Origin of the sequence: Staphylococcus sp. TE8 (genome assembly GCF_000692055.1) — a bacterium.
Classification (GTDB): domain Bacteria; phylum Bacillota; class Bacilli; order Staphylococcales; family Staphylococcaceae; genus Staphylococcus; species Staphylococcus capitis.
On sequence record NZ_JMGB01000001.1, the window covers coordinates 1,214,091 to 1,232,413 of the forward strand.

The window sequence follows — 18,323 nt, forward strand, 5'->3', positions numbered from 1 at the left end:
CATTCACTTCTTTCGTAGTTTCAATTTTAAATTTTGATTAATTAACTTGGAATAAACAATTTCAAATTGAGTTGCTTCAGGTAAATCAATGACTTGATCAGTTTTGTAAAATTGATGTTTACCTGAACCACCTATTAATTTCGGGGCTAAATAAAGAATGAGTTCATCTAAATGATGAGATTGGAGAAATTGTGAAGTAACATTTGGACCTGCCTCGACTAGCAGTTTTCCAATACCTCTTTGATATAAATCTTTTAATATAGCTGTACTATCGCATTTTTCTAAACAAATAATTTCTATATGTTTATCATTACTTTGATTTTTTAAATTTTCATTTTCAGTATAAATCCAAATAGGTGAAGCAGTATCTGCAAATAGCTGTTGCTCAAAATCAATTTGTCCTGACTTTGATAGAATAACTCTAATTGGATGCTTACCATCCTGAACTCTAGTCGTATACAATGGATCATCAGCGTCTATCGTTTTTCTACCTGTTAATACAGCATCATGCTCGTGACGCAACTTATAAACATCTTCTTTAACTTCTTTATTAGTTATCCATTTACTCTCATCAGAATCAGTGGCTTGTTTGCCATCTAAACTTGATGAAACTTTAACAGTTAACTCTGGAATGCTATTTCTTTTAGCAGTAAAGAAGTCTTTATAAAGTTCAGCGGCATTCTCATTAAATTGAAATTCAACTTCAATACCAGCTTCTTTAAGTATTTCATCACCCTTAGAAGCTAAGGTAGTGTCTTTTACCGCATAGATAACCTTACGAATACCAAATTCAATAATTTTATTTACGCAAGGTGGTGTAGAACCATGATGAGTACAAGGTTCTAAAGAAACGTATATAGTTGCATCTCTAGCATTTTCTCCCGCCATATCTAATGCTTGTACTTCTGCGTGTTTATCACCCTTTTTCAAATGGGCGCCTAGACCGACAATTCTACCATCTTTAACCACTACAGAACCAACCGGCGGATTTATACCAGTTTGACCATCAACCATTTGAGCAAGTTGAATGGCATAATTCATAAATCGACTCAATTTATCACCTCAACAAAATAAAAAACCTTACACCAATTTAATTAGGCATAAGGAGATTGATAATATATCTTTAAATAAGCATATTTGTTTACTATAAGACATAGTCCTACAAATTTGCTTGTCGAGTAATTATATTCTTTCTCCCATCCAGACTTTCACTGTCGGCTCTAGATTCTCACTAGATCAGCCACCAATATTATTAAATATTAGCAGGTCGCAGGCTTAATTTACTGCCGGTTGGGAATTACACCCTGCCCCGAAAGAATTATATGAAATTGTTATTGGTTAATTGAGTGATGTAGTTAATAACTACAAATAAAATCTTACTATAATTGATTTCAAAACTCAATTTAATAGCATCAATCAAATTTTATTTATTAGTGGAATTTTATCCGTTAGTCGATAATTTACCTATTTTTTTCCATTTCTTTTTGCGTCAAATATAAGTGAGATACTGTATTCACTACTTGATCAACAATCATCTTCACACCATTACGTAATTTGTTAACACCATTTGTCATTTGACCAATGGCAATGACGTTCGTCAACGTACCATATCTTGGACTAATGACTTGATTGGTTTCAGGAATAATTTGAATGCCACCCATAGGATGTCTTTGTACAATTTGACGATTTTCAAGATTTAACATCAATTGATCATCTTCATCTAATTGTCCGAGGTGTGTTTTGGATCCTGTTGCATTAATCACTACATCAAATAATTCAGTTTCTTGATCTTCATTATTAAATTTTAAATAAAATTGATTATTGTCATGTTGAATATCTTCTAAATCTTTCTTTATTTCAAGATATCCTTCTTCAATTAACTGTATAAGTAACTTAGCAGTTCTAGGAGGCATAGGGTTTGAATTTAATTGAATCATTTTTGAGTATTTTTGATTAAATAATTCTTGATCTCTTAAACTTAAACTATTCCAAATCCAATCTAAATTCTCTTTCAAATGCTCAATGATACTTTGAAATACTCCCATTTGTATTTCATTATTTAAATCAAATTGTAAATCTTTAATATGGTGACCAGTTCTTCTATTCACTAATTTTTGAAAATCAATTTCATAATCCTCACACTCTTTTAAAAACAAAGCAACTGCCTTATCTAAAGGTACATTACCGTAATTATTTTCCTTAATTCCATTAAAATGATCTTTAGTTAAATGAGTAAATTGTATATCTATCATCTTACCTCTTACACTAGGTAAAGAGGCTGAACGACTTGTCATTGTTATCGGCAAATTAGGATGATGTGCAGCAACATATCTCACTGCATCTAAACTCGCTAACCCAGTACCTATAATAGCAATCCTATCTGAATCATCTACATGATCTAATGTATTATATGTTGGATATGGTGTTTGGATGTATCCTTTTTTACCTTTCAAATGATAAGGATCGTGATAACTAAACGTACCAAACGTTAAAAATAAATAATCATATTCTCGCCATTCTTTATCATCTTCACATGTACATACATAATACTTTAACTTCGTATCATCCACATTTGAGTTAGTAAAGATTTCCTGAACTTTATCATTAATAATTGTTAGATTCTCGTATTGTTGGTCGTATCGAGAAAGATGTGACTTCATATAATGACCAAAAACAAACCTTGGTAAGTACTGTGGATTCGGAAAATCAAATTCGGTTTGTTGTTGATACCATTTCCAAAATTCTTCATCATCATCTAGATTTAAACTCATTTTTTTTGAGGGCATATTTATTAATAATTCACTACTGTCATTCTGAAATGGTACACCTTGCCCCATATTTTTTGCATCGTCGTACACATCCACTTTAAGTTTGGAAAAATCTTCATGTTTAACAAGTTGTCGTAAAACACTCACACCAGCTGTTCCCATACCGATTATTGCCACACGCATATTCATCATCCTTCTATTTATGTATTCAGTTATTATATCAATTAATGTGAAAGCTTAAAAAATATACACCTTATAAAAATATCCTTTACTAATTACTTTTAATCTTATATAGATATGCTAAAATCACTTTGTCGAGGTGAAATAATGAAACTACTAACAAAAATATTAATTGTATTTATCATTCTGTTCACATGGTTATCCAGTAAAAATAAAGCAAAATAACTTAAATTAAATCCTCTATAAACTTTTGCACTACTCACAAAAAAAGCATCGCTATCGAGAAAATTCTCAAAATAGCAATGCTTTTTTTAAATTCTATTTTTGATGTTCTTTATCATCTTTGTATACATATAATTTAAAGTATTTACCTTCAGTCTTCATGTTCTTGTAGAAATCTGCAATAATGCTTGCATTACTTTCAGCCCATTTAATATCTGTTGCATATTGATGTTCACCAGGATTCTTAGGGTTCCATCTCATACTATACAGCGTGTCTTGATCTTCATGAGATAAGAAATGTTTGTGAATGAAATCAGCACCACCATATATAGCTTTCTGTGGAGTATCCCAACCATGTTTCTTAGCGTATTCTGCACCTGTTTTAACAGGATCACTGTCTAATGCACCTACACCATAAAAGTTATAATATTTTTTGCCGTCGCTTTCTACACCTTTAGACAATTCACTTTTAGCTGAACCTGTCTCTAAAAGCGCATGAGAGATGAGATAAACTTCATTAACATGTTTAGCTTTAGCTGCATTTAAAAAGTCATCAGTATGTTCTAATAATACTGGTCTATCAAATAAAATACGTTTAATTCTGTTTTTATCTATACCTTGATATTTTGATAAATCTAAAAATTGATATTTTTGTTTATCATTATCAATGAATTCACTACTATCCATAGCTGTTTTAATTTCAGCATCTGATGCATCACGCCATGAATCATTATTTTTATTAGATACCTGTTGACTCGTATAGTTATGTATTTGTTTCTTTGCTGCTTTATCTAGAGTTTTATCGATTTTAATTACTTTCTTTTCTGACTTTACATGTTTAAAGAATATTTGATCAGAGATCATTGAAAAGAAAATAACAGCAGCAACAACAAATACTATTAGCAATCCTATAATAGCTAAGATAGAGCCCTTTTTGTGCTTAATCATAGTCACACCTCTTAGGTCATTGTTGTTAAACTATTCAGTTTCATTACGATAATAAAGTTTAACATTATTAATTCAGATTCACAATTTTATATTGGTAATGTTACAAATTCATAAATAAATAGTAATAAAAATGAAACTAAAAAATAAAAATAGAGGTTTCACTTCTTCATCATTTTTTATTACTCGATAATAAATGAGTGTCTACATCTAATAATAGAACGTAAAACTAGCAATAAATCTCTATTATTAAGGGTATTAATCATGAGAAAAAACGTTAAATGATGATAAGCAACCTCGATTTTTATATTATATGAATTAAGACTTTTTATATTCCATCATAACAAAACTAGCCGCTTGTGAACGATTTTTATAATAATACTGATTTAAATCAATTGTCCCTTCAATTTCACCATCACGATACTTCATTTCATTAGTAAAATTATTTATCATGACGAAATCAGAACGATCTCTAATTACGTCTAAATCATCGTTACGTGCGAAAAAGTGCTCTAAATTTAAGTGTGCGTAATCCATATTAACCTCCCTTAGTGCATACCAAATTTATTTATGTTGAATTGTCATTTTAATGTCAATTTTATGCTTTTTTATTTGAGTTTTAATAAGTCTATGCTTACTATTTAACACCTTATTGGAAAATTACGCAAATGATAATTTTTATAAAGTAAGTTATCTTCTTTTTATCCGGAAATAATATTTATGTACATAAATAGGAGTGCATATTTTGGAATTTGAAGAAGTTTATAAAAACTATAATAAAATTATTCATTATTTGTTAAATCACTATCACATCACTTATAATTATGATGAATTTTATCAACTCTTACTTATTAAAATGTGGCAACTCACTCTAAATTACGATGAACAAAAATCAACCTCGATAAGTACATACCTCTTCACGAGATTGAAATATCATTTAATAGACCATTTTAGGAAAGAAAATAATAAATCCAATCAAATTACGCTTGATACCCATTTTCACAATTCTTATGATTCTACAATTCTCCTCAATGATTTTAACTTAGTGTTAGAAGACTTTTCTGATCAACTCAAACCACAGGAAGCGCAATGGCTGTGCCTTCATATTCAAGGTTATAAACAATATGAGATAGCCCAGCACATGAATTTATCTTTAACTTCTATAAAGAAAATTAAAAACTCCACTAAACAAAAGTGTTTAAATAATCTTACATAACCATGAAGGAATGAACAACATGACTACTTATTCAACGAGACATTTACTTTATTTAAAAACTGCTATATCTAATGAGACAGAAACACGTATACAATACTCTGACTATCATATCACTGTCCCCTTTACACCACAGAAAATGATTCACTATCTACTTGAGTTGAATCACACTTCATTACAAGTGCAATCGTTAAAAGCTAAAAGATTACTAAATATAAATAAACTAATACCTATCTATATCAATCGAGATACAATTTTATTCCCACTAACACAAAAACGTGCATCAATAAAATATTTTATTAACGCACGTAAAATTATTGGAATTCACTCTTCTGTAGATTCTACTATTATCATTTTCGACAATACGACTCTACTTCGTACTGAAATCCCCTATACACTGGTATCCAAAAAATGGCAAGAAAGTTTAACTCTTGCTCAAATCATTGAAAAGACTAGCGCTTATTAAATTTTAATTCTAGCAATTTTTTGGTAAATAATGCTGTAATTATTTTAATTAAATAAAGGCTCAATATCATTATACAGATTGCTGCTATTAAAATGATAATTACTAATAAACTAGATAATTCAACTTTAGGATTAATAAAGTAATGAACTGAAGTTAAACTTGTTATCAAACCTGTTAAAAATAATCCAAGTAATAAAGCATATGTTACAACAATACTAAATAGTAATATAAAGGTTTTACCTGAAGTAGTACTTTTATGCTCGTATATATGATTTTTGAGATAACGATTAGAAAACTGAATGGGTTTATTAAAATCTACATTATCTTCACTATCTAACTGACTTAGCTTTTTATTCAATTGTTCTTTTTCTTTTTTATTTAAAAACCATAATTGTTTTTGAACCTTTTCTTTAAACGTCTTTTTGTCCATAAATTGGAGTACGCTCCTCAAATCTAATAATTACTATAAATCATAAATTATTTATCATACTGTTGCAATCACTCTTAAAAATCTTCAATGAAAAAGCAATCGATGAAGTGTTATTTCTTCATCGATTGCTTTTATAAATTAACTACAATTAAGCTTTACAAGATAGAAAGACCTGAGCTTTGAATATCTTTAGCGAAACCTTTAACTGTGTCAATTGAGAGTTCTTCAATATTACGACCCAAATTTGAATTAACTTTTTTGACCACATCAGCTGGACATGTGATGATATCTGCACCTATTTCATCAGCTTGAATAACATTAATCACTTCGCGACAACTTGCCCAAAGTAACTTAACACCTTTTTTACTATGAGTAACTTCAACAGATTCCTTCATTAAAGGTAGTGGATCTACACCAGTGTCAGCTATTCGACCAGCAAACACTGAAACATATGTAGGTACGCCTTCAGTAACAGCATTTGTAATATCTCTAACTTGTTCAATGGTATAAACTGCTGTGACATTTAATCTCACATTATCAGCTGATAATTTTTTAATTAAGGGAAGCGTTGATTCCCCTGTTGTTGTTACAATAGGTATTTTTACAAAAACATTATCACCATATTGTTTAAGGATTTCAGCTTCCTTTTCCATAGTTTCTAAATCATCCGCAAAAACTTCAAAAGAAATAGATGCATCTGGAATTGCTTTAACTACTTCTTCAGCAAATGCTTTATAATCAGTCACCCCTGCTTTAGCCATTAAACTAGGATTAGTAGTAAAACCATCAACATACTTATTATTATAAGCAACTTTCATTTCCTCAATATCAGCGCCATCTGCAAATACTTCTACATTTAACTTCGTCATTTGTTGTTCCTCCTTAACTCAATACGTTCAATACGATAATTCATAAGTATTTTAAAACAAGATATGTATGTATATTTATAATTATAATAGAATTATAGCTTTCACGTGTTATTATTAAAACTTTATAAGATATTTATAACATGCACCGTTCACACAAGCGAATGATATGCCTTAAAATCGCTGTTTAAAAAGAGACATTAATCTTTATAATAATGATCAAATTATTTTTACTATTCTCATATTCATAAAATGTGATACTATATTGTAATGATGTAAATCAAGGAGGCAACGTATGGCACGTTCTAAGAAATACTTTTACTTAAGTATACTTATGATTATTGTTAGTTTTTTCTTTAATACTAACAATTCTTTATTGAGTCATATTATAGGCTCATTTATGAAATTAATGGTTGCTACATCAATAGTAAATATTATTATCTTAATTTTATCTATTATTTTTGCGGATAAATCAATTAAATATTCAAGAGAAAGTAAAGATTGGATAAAAGTAGCAAGTAAACTTCTACCTTTAATTATATTTATAGTTATTGTGATACACATTCTTTCATCACTACACACATTTGGTTTTATATTTAATTAATTAAATGTAATAAATAAAATTTAAATGTTAAAACGTTAATGAGGTGTTTACCCCATGCAGTACATATATATATTTATTGGTGGCGCTTTGGGTGCATTACTACGTTACGCTTTTTCAACGCTTAATGATAGTTCGGGATTCCCCTTAGGCACCTTTATAGTCAATCTTTTAGGTGCTTTTTTAATGGGACTAATTGGCACTTTGACAATTACCCTGTTTAAAAGGTACCCTCTAGTTAAAAAAGCAATAACAACAGGGTTTATAGGCGCCTTGACGACTTTCTCCACTTTTCAATTCGAACTCGTCCAATTATTTGATCATCACAATTTTATGATGCTTATCATATATGGACTGACAAGTTACATCCTAGGTATCATTTTCTGTTACTTAGGAGTTAAAATAGGAGGTCAATTATGAAGTTAGCTATCCTTCTTGTTATGTTAGGTGGAGGTTTAGGCGCTGTAATTAGAGCGTTTATAACAAATATATGTAATGAAAAATTCAATTCTGCTATTCCTATAGCAACTTCAATAGTTAATATTTTAGGTAGTTTTCTAGGCGGGATAACATTAGGTTCTTCAATTTCAAATGACTGGATATCTCCATTTTTTATAACAGGAGTTCTAGGCGGATTAACTACTTTCTCTACACTTACAAATGAATTAGTTCATTTCATGACACCCAATTTTAAACTAGGTCATTTTATAGGATATTCACTACTGCAATTTTTAATTGGATTTATAGCTTGTTATATAGGATTTCATCTTTAATACTGTTGACTATTTTAAAAAAGACCATAGTAAAAGCACTCTGATACATGTATCAGAGTGCTTTTTTATAATCATTATTATTTATGCCCGTTATACTCGGCAGGATGCGGTCCCATTCTTTCAACTTTATTTAAACTATCAATTTTCTCCATCTGAGCATCAGAAAGTTCAAAATCAAATACATTTAAATTTTCTTCTATACGATGCGGCGTCACTGACTTAGGAATAACAACTACCCCATGTTGAACATTCCATCTTATAATCACTTGTGCAGGTGATTTACCTATCTCATTTGCGACTTCGTTGATAGTTTCATCTTTTAAAATTTTAGCATTCATTAACGGAGACCAAGATTCCATAACGATGCTTTGTGCTTCTAAATATTTACGTAAGTCTTTTTGAATTAAATATGGATGAAATTCAACTTGATTGATAACAGGTTTTATAGATACCTGAGCGAGTAAAGCTTCAAAATTTTCAGGAGTAAAATTACTTACACCGATGTTTTTAACTTTATTATCTTTGTATAAATCTTCCATTCCCTGCCATGTATCAATCATGACTGCTTCATTTGTTCCAGGCCAATGCATTAAATATAAATCCAAGTAATCTAAACCTAATTTATGAATGGTTGTTTCATAAGCTTGTGCAACATTATTACGACCATAATCTTCTAACCATAATTTAGAAGTTATAAATAAATCGTCACGTTTTAAACCTGTAGAATCTAGTCCTTCTTTTATCCCTTGACCAACCATTTCTTCATTACCATATATTTTGGCTGTATCAATACTTCTATAACCATTTTCAATAGCATGTTTAACAGCATCTTTACATTGATCACTATTCTCAACTCTATAAGTCCCCAAACCTACTTTAGGCATCTCTCTACCATTATAAAATTGAACTGTTTCCATCATATTCACTCCTCATCTATGCTTTGGTGTCTATCATATTACGATTCAATTTAACTGTAAAAATATTAATATGATTTTCTCTCTTCAGATTTCTATACCCTGTTCAAATAAAAAAATACAAACGTAAGAAAATGATTTTCTTACGTTTGTATTAATTAATTAAAAGACTCTATTTTATCCATAATAGTTTGTAACTCGTCCACGTTATATTGAATACGTCCATGGAATACAAATTTATTAAAGAATTCATCGAGTTGTTCAGGCCCAACTAGAACCTTAACATTAGAAGCCTGATTATAATTAGAAATTGTAACATCTCCATCATTTTTAGGATTAAAATACAAAATTGAAGTTGGTGTATATTTAGTGTTTAATTCACTTTGTAAATCACCTGCAAGATTTTGAATATGTTTAATCTTCTCAGAATAATTAACAAATGATAAAGATTGTTGATCTTCATTTTGATCTAATACTAATGTTTGAGGTGTAGATTCATCTAAATCAAGTGTTTGGAATACTTGAGACATTGTTGGTAACTCTTTGAACTGAGCACCACTAATACCATTATATACATGACCTTTTAAAAGTTGAGAATCAATGATATATAAACCAGTTCTAGTTAAAACAAGATGACTGATGCGTTCGATATTATTAAATTCATTACTTGGTAGGAAGATATTTGCCATAATGTGCATATCTTCAGGACGAATTCTCTTCTCATTAACAAGACGTTCACGAATACCAATCAATCTCATATCTGTTACATATTCACTATGATTTTTAGAAAATAGTTTTAATGCATCAATTTCTCTATCTTTACTGCTTACTGTCGCATCAAAATCTTCTTTTTGTTTTGTGACAGCCTTTTTATTCTCAACTCTTTCTTTTTCTAAGGCTTCTTCATGAGATTCTTTCATATGTTGCTCTTTTTCTTTATATTGGGCTTCTGTTTGGTTTTTAATTTTCTTTTTACTGTGATTCGCTACTAAAAAGAGAATAAAGAAAAGAATTGCCACAATAATTGCAACGATTAAGCCTATAACTATCGGTGAAGATAAACTCATCACAACAACGCTCCTTTAACCATTTCAATAACTCTCATTATAATAGAAAAAAATCAATTTTTCGACATTTAATTAATATTTATTTCTCTTAATTTTGAAAGCTATGGTTATCATTCGACCGCATCTTTAAGTAAATTAACTTTGTCTAATTTTTCCCAAGGAAGTAAAACATCAGTACGGCCAAAATGACCGTATGCAGCAGTTTGTTTGTAAATAGGATGTTTTAAATCTAACATTTTGATGATTCCAGCTGGTCTTAAGTCAAAATTATTTCTAACCGCTTCAACTAGTTTAGCTTCTGAAACTTTACCAGTACTAAATGTATCGATTGAAATAGATACTGGCTCAGCCACACCAATGGCATAGGCTAATTGCACTTCACATTGATCAGCTAACTCCGCGGCTACTATATTTTTAGCAACATAACGTGCAGCATAAGCAGCTGAGCGGTCAACTTTAGTTGGGTCTTTACCACTGAAGCAACCGCCACCATGACGTGCATAACCGCCGTAAGTATCAACAATGATTTTACGCCCAGTTAATCCTGCATCCCCTTGTGGTCCTCCGATAACAAAACGACCTGTAGGGTTAATAAAGAATTTTGTATCAGCATCTAATAAATCATCAGATACTGTAGGGTAAATGACATGTTTTTTAATATCTGCTTCAATTTGTTCCAATTCAACATCTTCAGCATGTTGAGTAGATACAACAATTGTATCTATACGTTTAGGTTGATCGTTCTCATCATATTCAACTGTTACTTGTACTTTTCCATCAGGACGTAAGTAATCTAAAATTTCATCTTTACGCACATCAGATAAACGTTTAGCAAGTTGATGTGATAAGAAAATTGGTAATGGCATATACGTATCTGTTTCATTAGTGGCATACCCAAACATTAACCCTTGATCTCCTGCACCAGTCGCTTCTATTTCTTCTTCTGAAATTTCATTACGGTATTCTAGCGCTTTATCAACACCTTGTGCGATGTCTGGAGATTGTTCATCAATAGCGGTTAAAACTGCCATAGTTTGGAAATCATAACCATATTTCGCTCTTGTATAACCAATATTTTTAATTGTTTCACGCACTACTTTAGGTATATCAACATATGTTGATGTTGAAATTTCACCCGAAATAAGCGCCATACCAGTCGTTACTGTTGTCTCACAAGCGACACGCGCATTTGGGTCGTCTTTTAAAATTTCGTCTAGAATTGCATCAGATACCTGATCTGCAATTTTATCGGGATGACCTTCAGTTACTGATTCTGAAGTAAATAATCGTTTATTATAAGTCATGTTTTGCTCCTTTAATATAAATTACGAAAATTCTCTTTTATTTGAGAGCTAAATAAAAGAGCCTTCATCACTATCAAGATAGAGAGAAGGCCCTTAAACGTCCATTCGCTCTTATCGTTCAGACGATATATGTCTGCAAACGGTTTGGCACCTTTCTTTATCATAAAAGAGGTTGCTGGGTTTCATTGGGTCCATGTCCCTCCACCACTCAGGATAAGAGAATCCGTTAAGAATAATAGTACCGAATTCAAGGTTCAATGTCAATTTATGATTTTCGTTAAATGCTTATGTTAACGGTGGATTAATAAAATTAATGTGTTATACTATTTAAATGTAAAGGCTTACATAACTACTATTGCTTTGGAGGGATTGAGTATGTCAGTAGACACATACACAGAAACAATAAAAATAAAAAATTTACTAGAGAAACCATCAACACAATTTCAACTCTCAACAACTCAGCTATACAATAAAATTTTAGATAATAATGAAGGGAAATTAACTGAATTAGGTGCAGTGAATGCAAGTACTGGGAAATATACGGGGCGCTCACCTAAAGATAAATTTATCGTAACTGAACCTTCTTATAGAGATAATGTCGATTGGGGAGACATTAACCAACCTATTGATGAGGAAACTTTTTTAAAACTTTATAATAAAGTTCTAGATTATTTAGGTAAAAAAGATGAATTATACGTATTTAATGGTTATGCAGGAAGCGACAAAGATTCACGTTTAAAATTAACTGTGATTAATGAATTGGCTTGGCATAATTTATTCGCGCACAATATGTTTATTCGTCCAGAATCTAAAGATGAAGCTAAAAATATCAAACCAAATTTCACAATTGTATCAGCACCTCACTTTAAAGCTGATCCAGAAGTAGATGGCACTAAATCAGAAACATTTGTCATCATTTCTTTCAAGCACAAAGTCATTTTAATTGGTGGCACTGAATATGCCGGAGAAATGAAAAAAGGTATTTTCTCAGTAATGAATTACCTTTTACCAATGCAAGATATCATGAGCATGCATTGTTCAGCTAATGTAGGTGAAAAAGGTGATGTCGCTTTATTCTTTGGACTATCAGGCACTGGTAAAACAACCCTTTCAGCTGATCCAGAACGAAAACTTATTGGGGATGATGAACATGGCTGGAACAAAAATGGTGTATTTAACATTGAGGGTGGATGCTATGCCAAAGCAATCAACCTCTCTAAAGAAAAAGAACCTCAAATTTATGATGCAATTAAATACGGCACTATACTAGAGAACACAGTCGTAAAAGAGGATGGTACAGTAGACTTCGATGACAATAAATTCACTGAAAATACTCGTGCTGCTTACCCTATCGAACATATTGATAATATCGTGTTGCCTTCAAAAGCAGCTCATCCTAATACAATCATTTTCTTAACTGCTGATGCCTTTGGTGTTATCCCTCCTATTTCCAAACTAACCAAAGATCAAGCAATGTATCATTTCTTAAGTGGATTCACTTCTAAGTTAGCCGGTACAGAACGTGGAGTAACTGAGCCTGAACCATCGTTCTCAACATGTTTTGGAGCACCATTCTTACCATTAAATCCAACTGTTTACGCTGATTTATTAGGTGAATTAATCGATAAACATGATGTTGACGTTTATTTAGTTAATACAGGATGGACTGGTGGAAAATATGGTGTAGGACGCCGAATTAGCTTACACTATACGCGTCAGATGGTAAACCAAGCTATTTCAGGAAAGTTGAAAGATGCTGAATATAAAAAAGATGAAACATTTGGTTTAAATATCCCAGTTGAAATTAAAGATGTGCCAAAAACTATTTTAGACCCAGTGAACGCTTGGAGTGATGCAAATAAATATCATGAACAAGCTCAAGACTTAATTAATCAATTTGAGGAAAACTTTAAAAAGTTTGGTTCAGAAGTAGAACATATTGCTGAAAAAGGTGCATTCAATAAATAAATATTTCCAATTATTAAAGGGTGAGACGTTTGTCTCACCCTTTTTAATTTATCTCTATCTTGATTTAAAATTTGATATCACAAATTATTTTTAGTTTCTTCAATATTGGTCATCCATTGTTGAATTTTAGATAATGTTTCTTTCATTGCTGGAGGTCGTGGCACATGACCTTCATCTAGTTGATAAAACGTTTCGTAGTACACCCTCTTAGCTGTCAACTTTTCTTCTAAATCATAAGCTTGGTGAATGCCAACTTGCTTATCTTTACCTCCATGAACAATTAATATAGGAGGGCTGGTAGAATCAATGGTTTTCATCGCGTTTCTTTGTTCATAAGCGTCTTTATCTTTTTTAGGATGGCCCACCATTCGTCTTAACATCCCTCTTAAATCAACACGTTCCTCATACATTAAATGAATATCTGAGACGCCTCCCCATATGATGAAGCTATTTACAGGTAAGTCTTGAAAGGTTAATAAACCTTGTAGTCCACCACGTGAGAATCCTATCATATGAATATATGCTGAGGGATACTTATCATGTAAAAGTCGAATTAATTGTATTACATCATTCAAATCTCCTCGATAAAATTCATCTTTACCTTCACTACCGTTATTACCTCTATAATATGGCCCTATAACTATCGTATGTTCATTTGCAAACTGCATTAATCTTGCAGCTCTTACACGACCTACTTGTCCTTTTCCACCGCGAAGATATATAACTATGCGTTGAATTACATTTTGGTCTACTGGTGTCATCATTAAAGCTTTGACATTTAATCCATCTACTTTATAGGTTACTTCATCAAAATGATGCGTATGAGCGTCGATTGGCATTTTCTTAATTTTTGTAAAATCCAAGCGCTCTCACCCTTTCTAAACATTTCAAAATCGTCGCATCTTGTATTAAAAAACTTTGCTTATCCTTAGGTATGTTGGAAACATTTTCAAATAGACATGGACCATTTGTCTCATAATAAGTTGAAGTTTCAATGAAATGACTTACTTCAATGAAAAATACATCTTTAAGAAATGTACTATGATCATTTGTGTTTACTTTATATTGCGCAATATAAATACATTTCTCGGCAACTGCGCCTGTCTCTTCATATAATTCCCTTAAAACCGCATCTAATGGTGTTTCACCGGACTCAACTTTACCCCCAGGGAATTCAATTCCACGAACTTTGTGTCGAGTAAATAAGAGTTGATGATTATATATTGGAATCGTGAGTACGTGATTACCATTAGGCGTATCCTTATTCGTTTTAAAATTTAAAGTGACCGTTCGATTGTCTTTATCACGAAACTCCACAATCCACACATCCCCTCTTACTATGTTAAAATAAATCTATTAAATAATTTGTTGGAGGCGCAATACCATGATAAAAAAGATTTTTCTAGCGCTAGTTGTATTTTATCAACGATTCATATCACCGTTGACACCACCTACTTGTCGATTTTATCCAACATGTTCGGAATATACGAGAGAAGCAATCCAATATCATGGTGCATTTAAAGGGCTTTATTTAGGTATACGCCGCATTTTGAAATGTCATCCATTTCATAAAGGTGGCTTCGATCCAGTACCATTAAAAAAAGATAAACAATCGAAATCAGAACATAAACATTAAAGTTTTGTTAATTTAGTTTTTTGTACTTTAGGGGGAATAAAATGAATCATTCCCTCTTTTAAAATGCCTGAATCTCTCACTAAATCTTCTTCAAAGTAATATCCGGAAGGTGTAACATCACCTGGATAATCTCCCTCTTTAGCTAACATTGCTGTAAAATATCTACTTAATCCAAATTCATACATGCCACCGACTACAAATTTAATATTTTTTTCTTTTAAAATATCTATTGCCTCTAAAACTTTATCAATACCACCTAATCTATACGGCTTTAAAACAACTAATTGAATAGGAAATTTTTCAATAATTGAAACAATATCTTTGATAGAAGTCGCCTTCTCATCGATAGCTATAGGTGGATATTCGCTCACATTCATTGCATTTAAATTCTCTAATGATTTAAACGGTTCTTCAATATATATGATATTCGCTTGATTAACCTCACTAATCTTTGAAAATGATTCAACATTCAGCGATTCATTCGCATCAAGTGCTAAATCACAATGAATATCATTTTGATGTATAGCATTGATATCTTCAACAAGTTGTGAAGACCACTTAAGTTTAACACGACGTGGCTGTGTTTCATAAAGCCTATGTAACTGTTCATTTGTTAAACCACTTATTGTCGCACCATAGGTTACTGAGAAAGATGATAACTCATGATACATTTGATAAACTGCCATAACGATAGCTGAACGAGTCGCTGGGGTCTCCTCAAGTTGCTCTAAATAAACAGACCACTCTCTAAATGAATTAAATTCTTTGTCAATAAGCTGAGGTATCCACTCATTGAGCGTATGAACTGCTATATCTATCGTTTCATCATCATACCAATTCGTAGTAAACGCATTACACTCACCATAAAAAGATTGATTATCTCGGGTTAAAATTTCAACAATTAAACTTTCACGTTCATAAAGTTTAACTTTAGGTGTAATAACGGGAGATTTGAAAGGTTGTTTATACGTGTATAAATGAATAGCTTTAATAATCATAATTGATTTCCTTCATATAATACTTTGCTACGTTGCAGTTTTCCTGTAGAGGTATACGGTAAATTCTTTACTTGATAGAAGGCTTTAGGCACTTTATATTTTGCTAAATTCTCTTGAAAATGGTTTAACAAATCTTCTCTATTGACTTCATTTTCAGAAACAAAATAAAGCACAGGAATTTGTCCCCAAGTATCATCAGCAACACCTACACATACTGCATCAGATATTTCATTAAATTGCTTAGCGACTGTTTCTATTTGGTATGGATAAATGTTCTCTCCCCCACTTATAATTAAATCTTTACGACGATCATAAACCATTACGAAACCTTCTTCATCTATCTCAGCAATATCTCCAGTTTTGAAAAAGCCATCTTCAAATGTATTAGTCAAATTCTCAGGATACAAGTAACCATTCATCACATTTTCACCTTTGATAAGAAGTTCACCATGACCATCTTGATTAGGATTCTTAATTTTTACTTTTACATTGTCACTCGGTTTACCGACTGTATCATGTTTTTGAGCTAACATTTCAGGTGAAGCTGTTAGAAATTGCGAACATGTTTCTGTCATACCGAAAGAGTTATAAATCGGTAACTGATTGGCAAGTGCTTGCTCTATCAGATTAGAAGAGAGTTTTGCTCCTCCAAGTAGAATTTTTTCTATTGAGAATGGTTGTGTAAGACCACCATCCATCAACCATTTTAATGTTTGAGGAACAAGTGAGACATGCGTCATGTTTTCATCTTTAATAATATGAAGCATCTTATCAGTATTAAATTTACCAACTAAGCGAACCGTGAATCCCTCAATGACTGATCTTAAAATAACGCTCAGACCAGAAATATGATAAATAGGTAAAACTGATAGCCACTTTGTATGTTGATCAAATCCTAAACTTTGTTTACAACCTGTGGCACTTGCTAAATGATTATGAAACGTTTGTGGCACAGCTTTCTGTGGGCCTGTCGTTCCAGAAGTGAACATGATAGATGCAATATCTTCTAAATTGAATTGTTTAGATTGGAACTGTTGAGGTGCTAAATTTCTAAGACCTTCAATGTCGTATAATTTAAAGCCCTCCATTGTTAGAGGCATCGTATGTAATATGGTATCAATACGAACTGATTTCATCTGATTTCTCATTTCTTGCTCAGTTAAACGCGTGTTGAGCATCGCTATTTCGATTTGAGCAATCCAACAAGCATGTATAAGAATGACCGAATCTAAATCGTTTTTAATAAATAAACCTACTCTTTTCTTATGAAGTGACTGAATGTAGCGTGCCAAATCATAAGCCTTCTCATACAACTCACTAAACGTTAACGATTGTTCATCAGTGGCCACTGCAATTTTATCTTTATTTAATTGTGATTGTTCTTTTAACCAATAACCCACAACGCATTCCTCCAAAATTAAATACAATACTCATTATAACGATTCACTGCATAATTATCAGTACTTTAGCTTAAAATATATAGGGGGTTAACACGTTATTTTTGATAAGCATATATTAATTATACCTTTATAAATGTTATAATATTAAATAAGATTTACTATGTTGAATTAATATATAAATATATAATTAAAATAAATTCATACAGATAAAAGGAGGAACTCATTTATGGTAACGTTTGTAATGATTTTTCTTTTTGTTTACTCGCTTGTTATAACAATGATGTATTTTAATAAAGATAAGAAATGATGTTCCTTTTCGTCACAGAAAGTGATTATTAATAAAAGAATTTGAGAACAAAGAAGATTAAGAAGTAGTTAAATATTTAAATGAGATTTTCTTGTGACTAAATTAGAAAATGTTGTGACTATAATAAAGCTTAATTATCATACCCATAGTCACAATTTGACTAAAAATTTAAAACGAATAAAAACTATTCAGAAGTAGAATTTTACAAAACACATCCAAAGTGTTGATACAAAAGGATTTAAAAGAATGCAAAAAATTAACGCTT

At 31.3% G+C, this 18,323-nt stretch carries 20 protein-coding genes and 2 riboswitches; of the genes, 7 read left to right on the top strand and 13 right to left on the bottom strand.

Annotation, left to right across the window (positions count from 1 at the left end; translation table 11 throughout):
* Positions 1-3 precede the first annotated feature (3 nt).
* From ribD to CM54_RS05650, 4 genes are all read right to left on the bottom strand, one after another.
* Positions 4-1,053 (bottom strand): bifunctional diaminohydroxyphosphoribosylaminopyrimidine deaminase/5-amino-6-(5-phosphoribosylamino)uracil reductase RibD, encoded by a 1,050-nt coding sequence (gene ribD / locus CM54_RS05635; RefSeq protein WP_037549543.1) that lies wholly within the window; start codon positions 1,051-1,053, stop codon positions 4-6.
* Positions 1,054-1,184: 131 nt separating this feature from the next.
* Positions 1,185-1,321: riboswitch (FMN riboswitch) on the bottom strand.
* Between the two features lie 139 nt (positions 1,322-1,460).
* Entirely contained in the window at positions 1,461-2,951 is a 1,491-nt protein-coding gene (locus CM54_RS05640; RefSeq protein WP_037549546.1) for an FAD/NAD(P)-binding protein, read from the bottom strand.
* 315 nt (positions 2,952-3,266) lie between these two features.
* On the bottom strand, positions 3,267-4,118 hold the full coding sequence (locus CM54_RS05645) for an N-acetylglucosaminidase (protein WP_037549549.1): 852 nt from the start codon (positions 4,116-4,118) through the stop codon (positions 3,267-3,269).
* Positions 4,119-4,433: 315 nt separating this feature from the next.
* Positions 4,434-4,652, bottom strand: a complete 219-nt coding sequence (locus CM54_RS05650; protein ID WP_002434817.1) for a hypothetical protein — start codon at positions 4,650-4,652, stop codon at positions 4,434-4,436.
* A gap of 208 nt (positions 4,653-4,860) precedes the next feature.
* On the opposite strand from CM54_RS05650, the gene CM54_RS05655 reads away from it, so the two are divergent.
* Both CM54_RS05655 and CM54_RS05660 read left to right on the top strand, forming a co-directional pair.
* Complete coding sequence (locus tag CM54_RS05655) at positions 4,861-5,331, top strand: sigma-70 family RNA polymerase sigma factor (protein ID WP_037549553.1); 471 nt, start codon at positions 4,861-4,863, stop codon at positions 5,329-5,331.
* Positions 5,332-5,350: 19 nt separating this feature from the next.
* The gene (locus CM54_RS05660; RefSeq protein WP_037549558.1) at positions 5,351-5,794 is read left to right on the top strand and encodes a competence protein ComK; all 444 of its coding nucleotides are present in this window, start codon (positions 5,351-5,353) and stop codon (positions 5,792-5,794) included.
* Here CM54_RS05660 and CM54_RS05665 read toward each other — a convergent pair.
* Both CM54_RS05665 and CM54_RS05670 read right to left on the bottom strand, forming a co-directional pair.
* Positions 5,781-6,224 (bottom strand): hypothetical protein, encoded by a 444-nt coding sequence (locus tag CM54_RS05665; RefSeq protein WP_023350068.1) that lies wholly within the window; start codon positions 6,222-6,224, stop codon positions 5,781-5,783. The genes CM54_RS05660 and CM54_RS05665 overlap by 14 nt on opposite strands.
* A 155-nt stretch (positions 6,225-6,379) precedes the next feature.
* A complete protein-coding gene (locus CM54_RS05670; protein WP_037549561.1) occupies positions 6,380-7,093 on the bottom strand; it encodes a transaldolase in 714 nt (237 codons plus the stop codon).
* 292 nt (positions 7,094-7,385) lie between these two features.
* On the opposite strand from CM54_RS05670, the gene CM54_RS05675 reads away from it, so the two are divergent.
* The 3 genes from CM54_RS05675 to CM54_RS05685 are packed head-to-tail and all read left to right on the top strand — an operon-like array spanning position 7,386 to position 8,464.
* Positions 7,386-7,694: a hypothetical protein gene (locus tag CM54_RS05675; protein ID WP_037549563.1), complete on the top strand. Its 309-nt coding sequence runs from the start codon at positions 7,386-7,388 to the stop codon at positions 7,692-7,694.
* Between the two features lie 54 nt (positions 7,695-7,748).
* Entirely contained in the window at positions 7,749-8,111 is a 363-nt protein-coding gene (gene crcB / locus CM54_RS05680) for a fluoride efflux transporter CrcB (RefSeq protein ID WP_037549565.1), read from the top strand.
* Complete coding sequence (locus CM54_RS05685) at positions 8,108-8,464, top strand: fluoride efflux transporter FluC (protein ID WP_023350066.1); 357 nt, start codon at positions 8,108-8,110, stop codon at positions 8,462-8,464. The genes crcB and CM54_RS05685 overlap by 4 nt, the downstream gene beginning before the upstream one ends.
* Before the next feature lie 77 nt (positions 8,465-8,541).
* Here CM54_RS05685 and CM54_RS05690 read toward each other — a convergent pair whose 3' ends face one another.
* From CM54_RS05690 to metK, 3 genes are all read right to left on the bottom strand, one after another.
* Positions 8,542-9,381: an aldo/keto reductase gene (locus tag CM54_RS05690; protein WP_037549567.1), complete on the bottom strand. Its 840-nt coding sequence runs from the start codon at positions 9,379-9,381 to the stop codon at positions 8,542-8,544.
* A 155-nt stretch (positions 9,382-9,536) separates the two neighbouring features.
* Positions 9,537-10,445, bottom strand: coding sequence for a nuclease-related domain-containing protein (locus CM54_RS05695; RefSeq protein ID WP_002434861.1), 909 nt, complete (start codon positions 10,443-10,445; stop codon positions 9,537-9,539).
* Between the two features lie 110 nt (positions 10,446-10,555).
* Positions 10,556-11,749 (bottom strand): methionine adenosyltransferase, encoded by a 1,194-nt coding sequence (gene metK / locus CM54_RS05700; RefSeq protein WP_037549570.1) that lies wholly within the window; start codon positions 11,747-11,749, stop codon positions 10,556-10,558.
* 108 nt (positions 11,750-11,857) lie between these two features.
* Positions 11,858-11,969, bottom strand: a riboswitch (SAM riboswitch).
* Between the two features lie 155 nt (positions 11,970-12,124).
* Here metK and pckA point away from each other — a divergent pair.
* Positions 12,125-13,717 carry a phosphoenolpyruvate carboxykinase (ATP) gene (gene pckA / locus CM54_RS05705; RefSeq protein ID WP_002434740.1) on the top strand — a complete coding sequence of 531 codons (1,593 nt, stop codon included), beginning with the start codon at positions 12,125-12,127 and terminating at the stop codon, positions 13,715-13,717.
* 77 nt (positions 13,718-13,794) lie between these two features.
* On the opposite strand, the gene CM54_RS05710 is transcribed toward pckA, so the two are convergent.
* Complete coding sequence (locus CM54_RS05710; RefSeq protein ID WP_037549572.1) at positions 13,795-14,580, bottom strand: alpha/beta hydrolase family protein; 786 nt, start codon at positions 14,578-14,580, stop codon at positions 13,795-13,797.
* Entirely contained in the window at positions 14,561-15,034 is a 474-nt protein-coding gene (ytkD, locus tag CM54_RS05715) for an RNA deprotection pyrophosphohydrolase (protein WP_037549575.1), read from the bottom strand. Before ytkD ends, CM54_RS05710 begins: the two co-directional genes overlap by 20 nt.
* Before the next feature lie 70 nt (positions 15,035-15,104).
* On the opposite strand from ytkD, the gene yidD reads away from it, so the two are divergent.
* Entirely contained in the window at positions 15,105-15,353 is a 249-nt protein-coding gene (gene yidD / locus CM54_RS05720) for a membrane protein insertion efficiency factor YidD (RefSeq protein ID WP_197018901.1), read from the top strand.
* Here the strand turns inward: yidD and menC are convergent.
* Entirely contained in the window at positions 15,350-16,351 is a 1,002-nt protein-coding gene (menC, locus tag CM54_RS05725; protein WP_037549580.1) for an o-succinylbenzoate synthase, read from the bottom strand. The two genes, yidD and menC, sit on opposite strands and share 4 nt — an antisense overlap.
* Entirely contained in the window at positions 16,348-17,751 is a 1,404-nt protein-coding gene (menE, locus tag CM54_RS05730; RefSeq protein WP_037549584.1) for an o-succinylbenzoate--CoA ligase, read from the bottom strand. The genes menC and menE overlap by 4 nt, the downstream gene beginning before the upstream one ends.
* Positions 17,752-18,323: the final 572 nt, after the last annotated feature.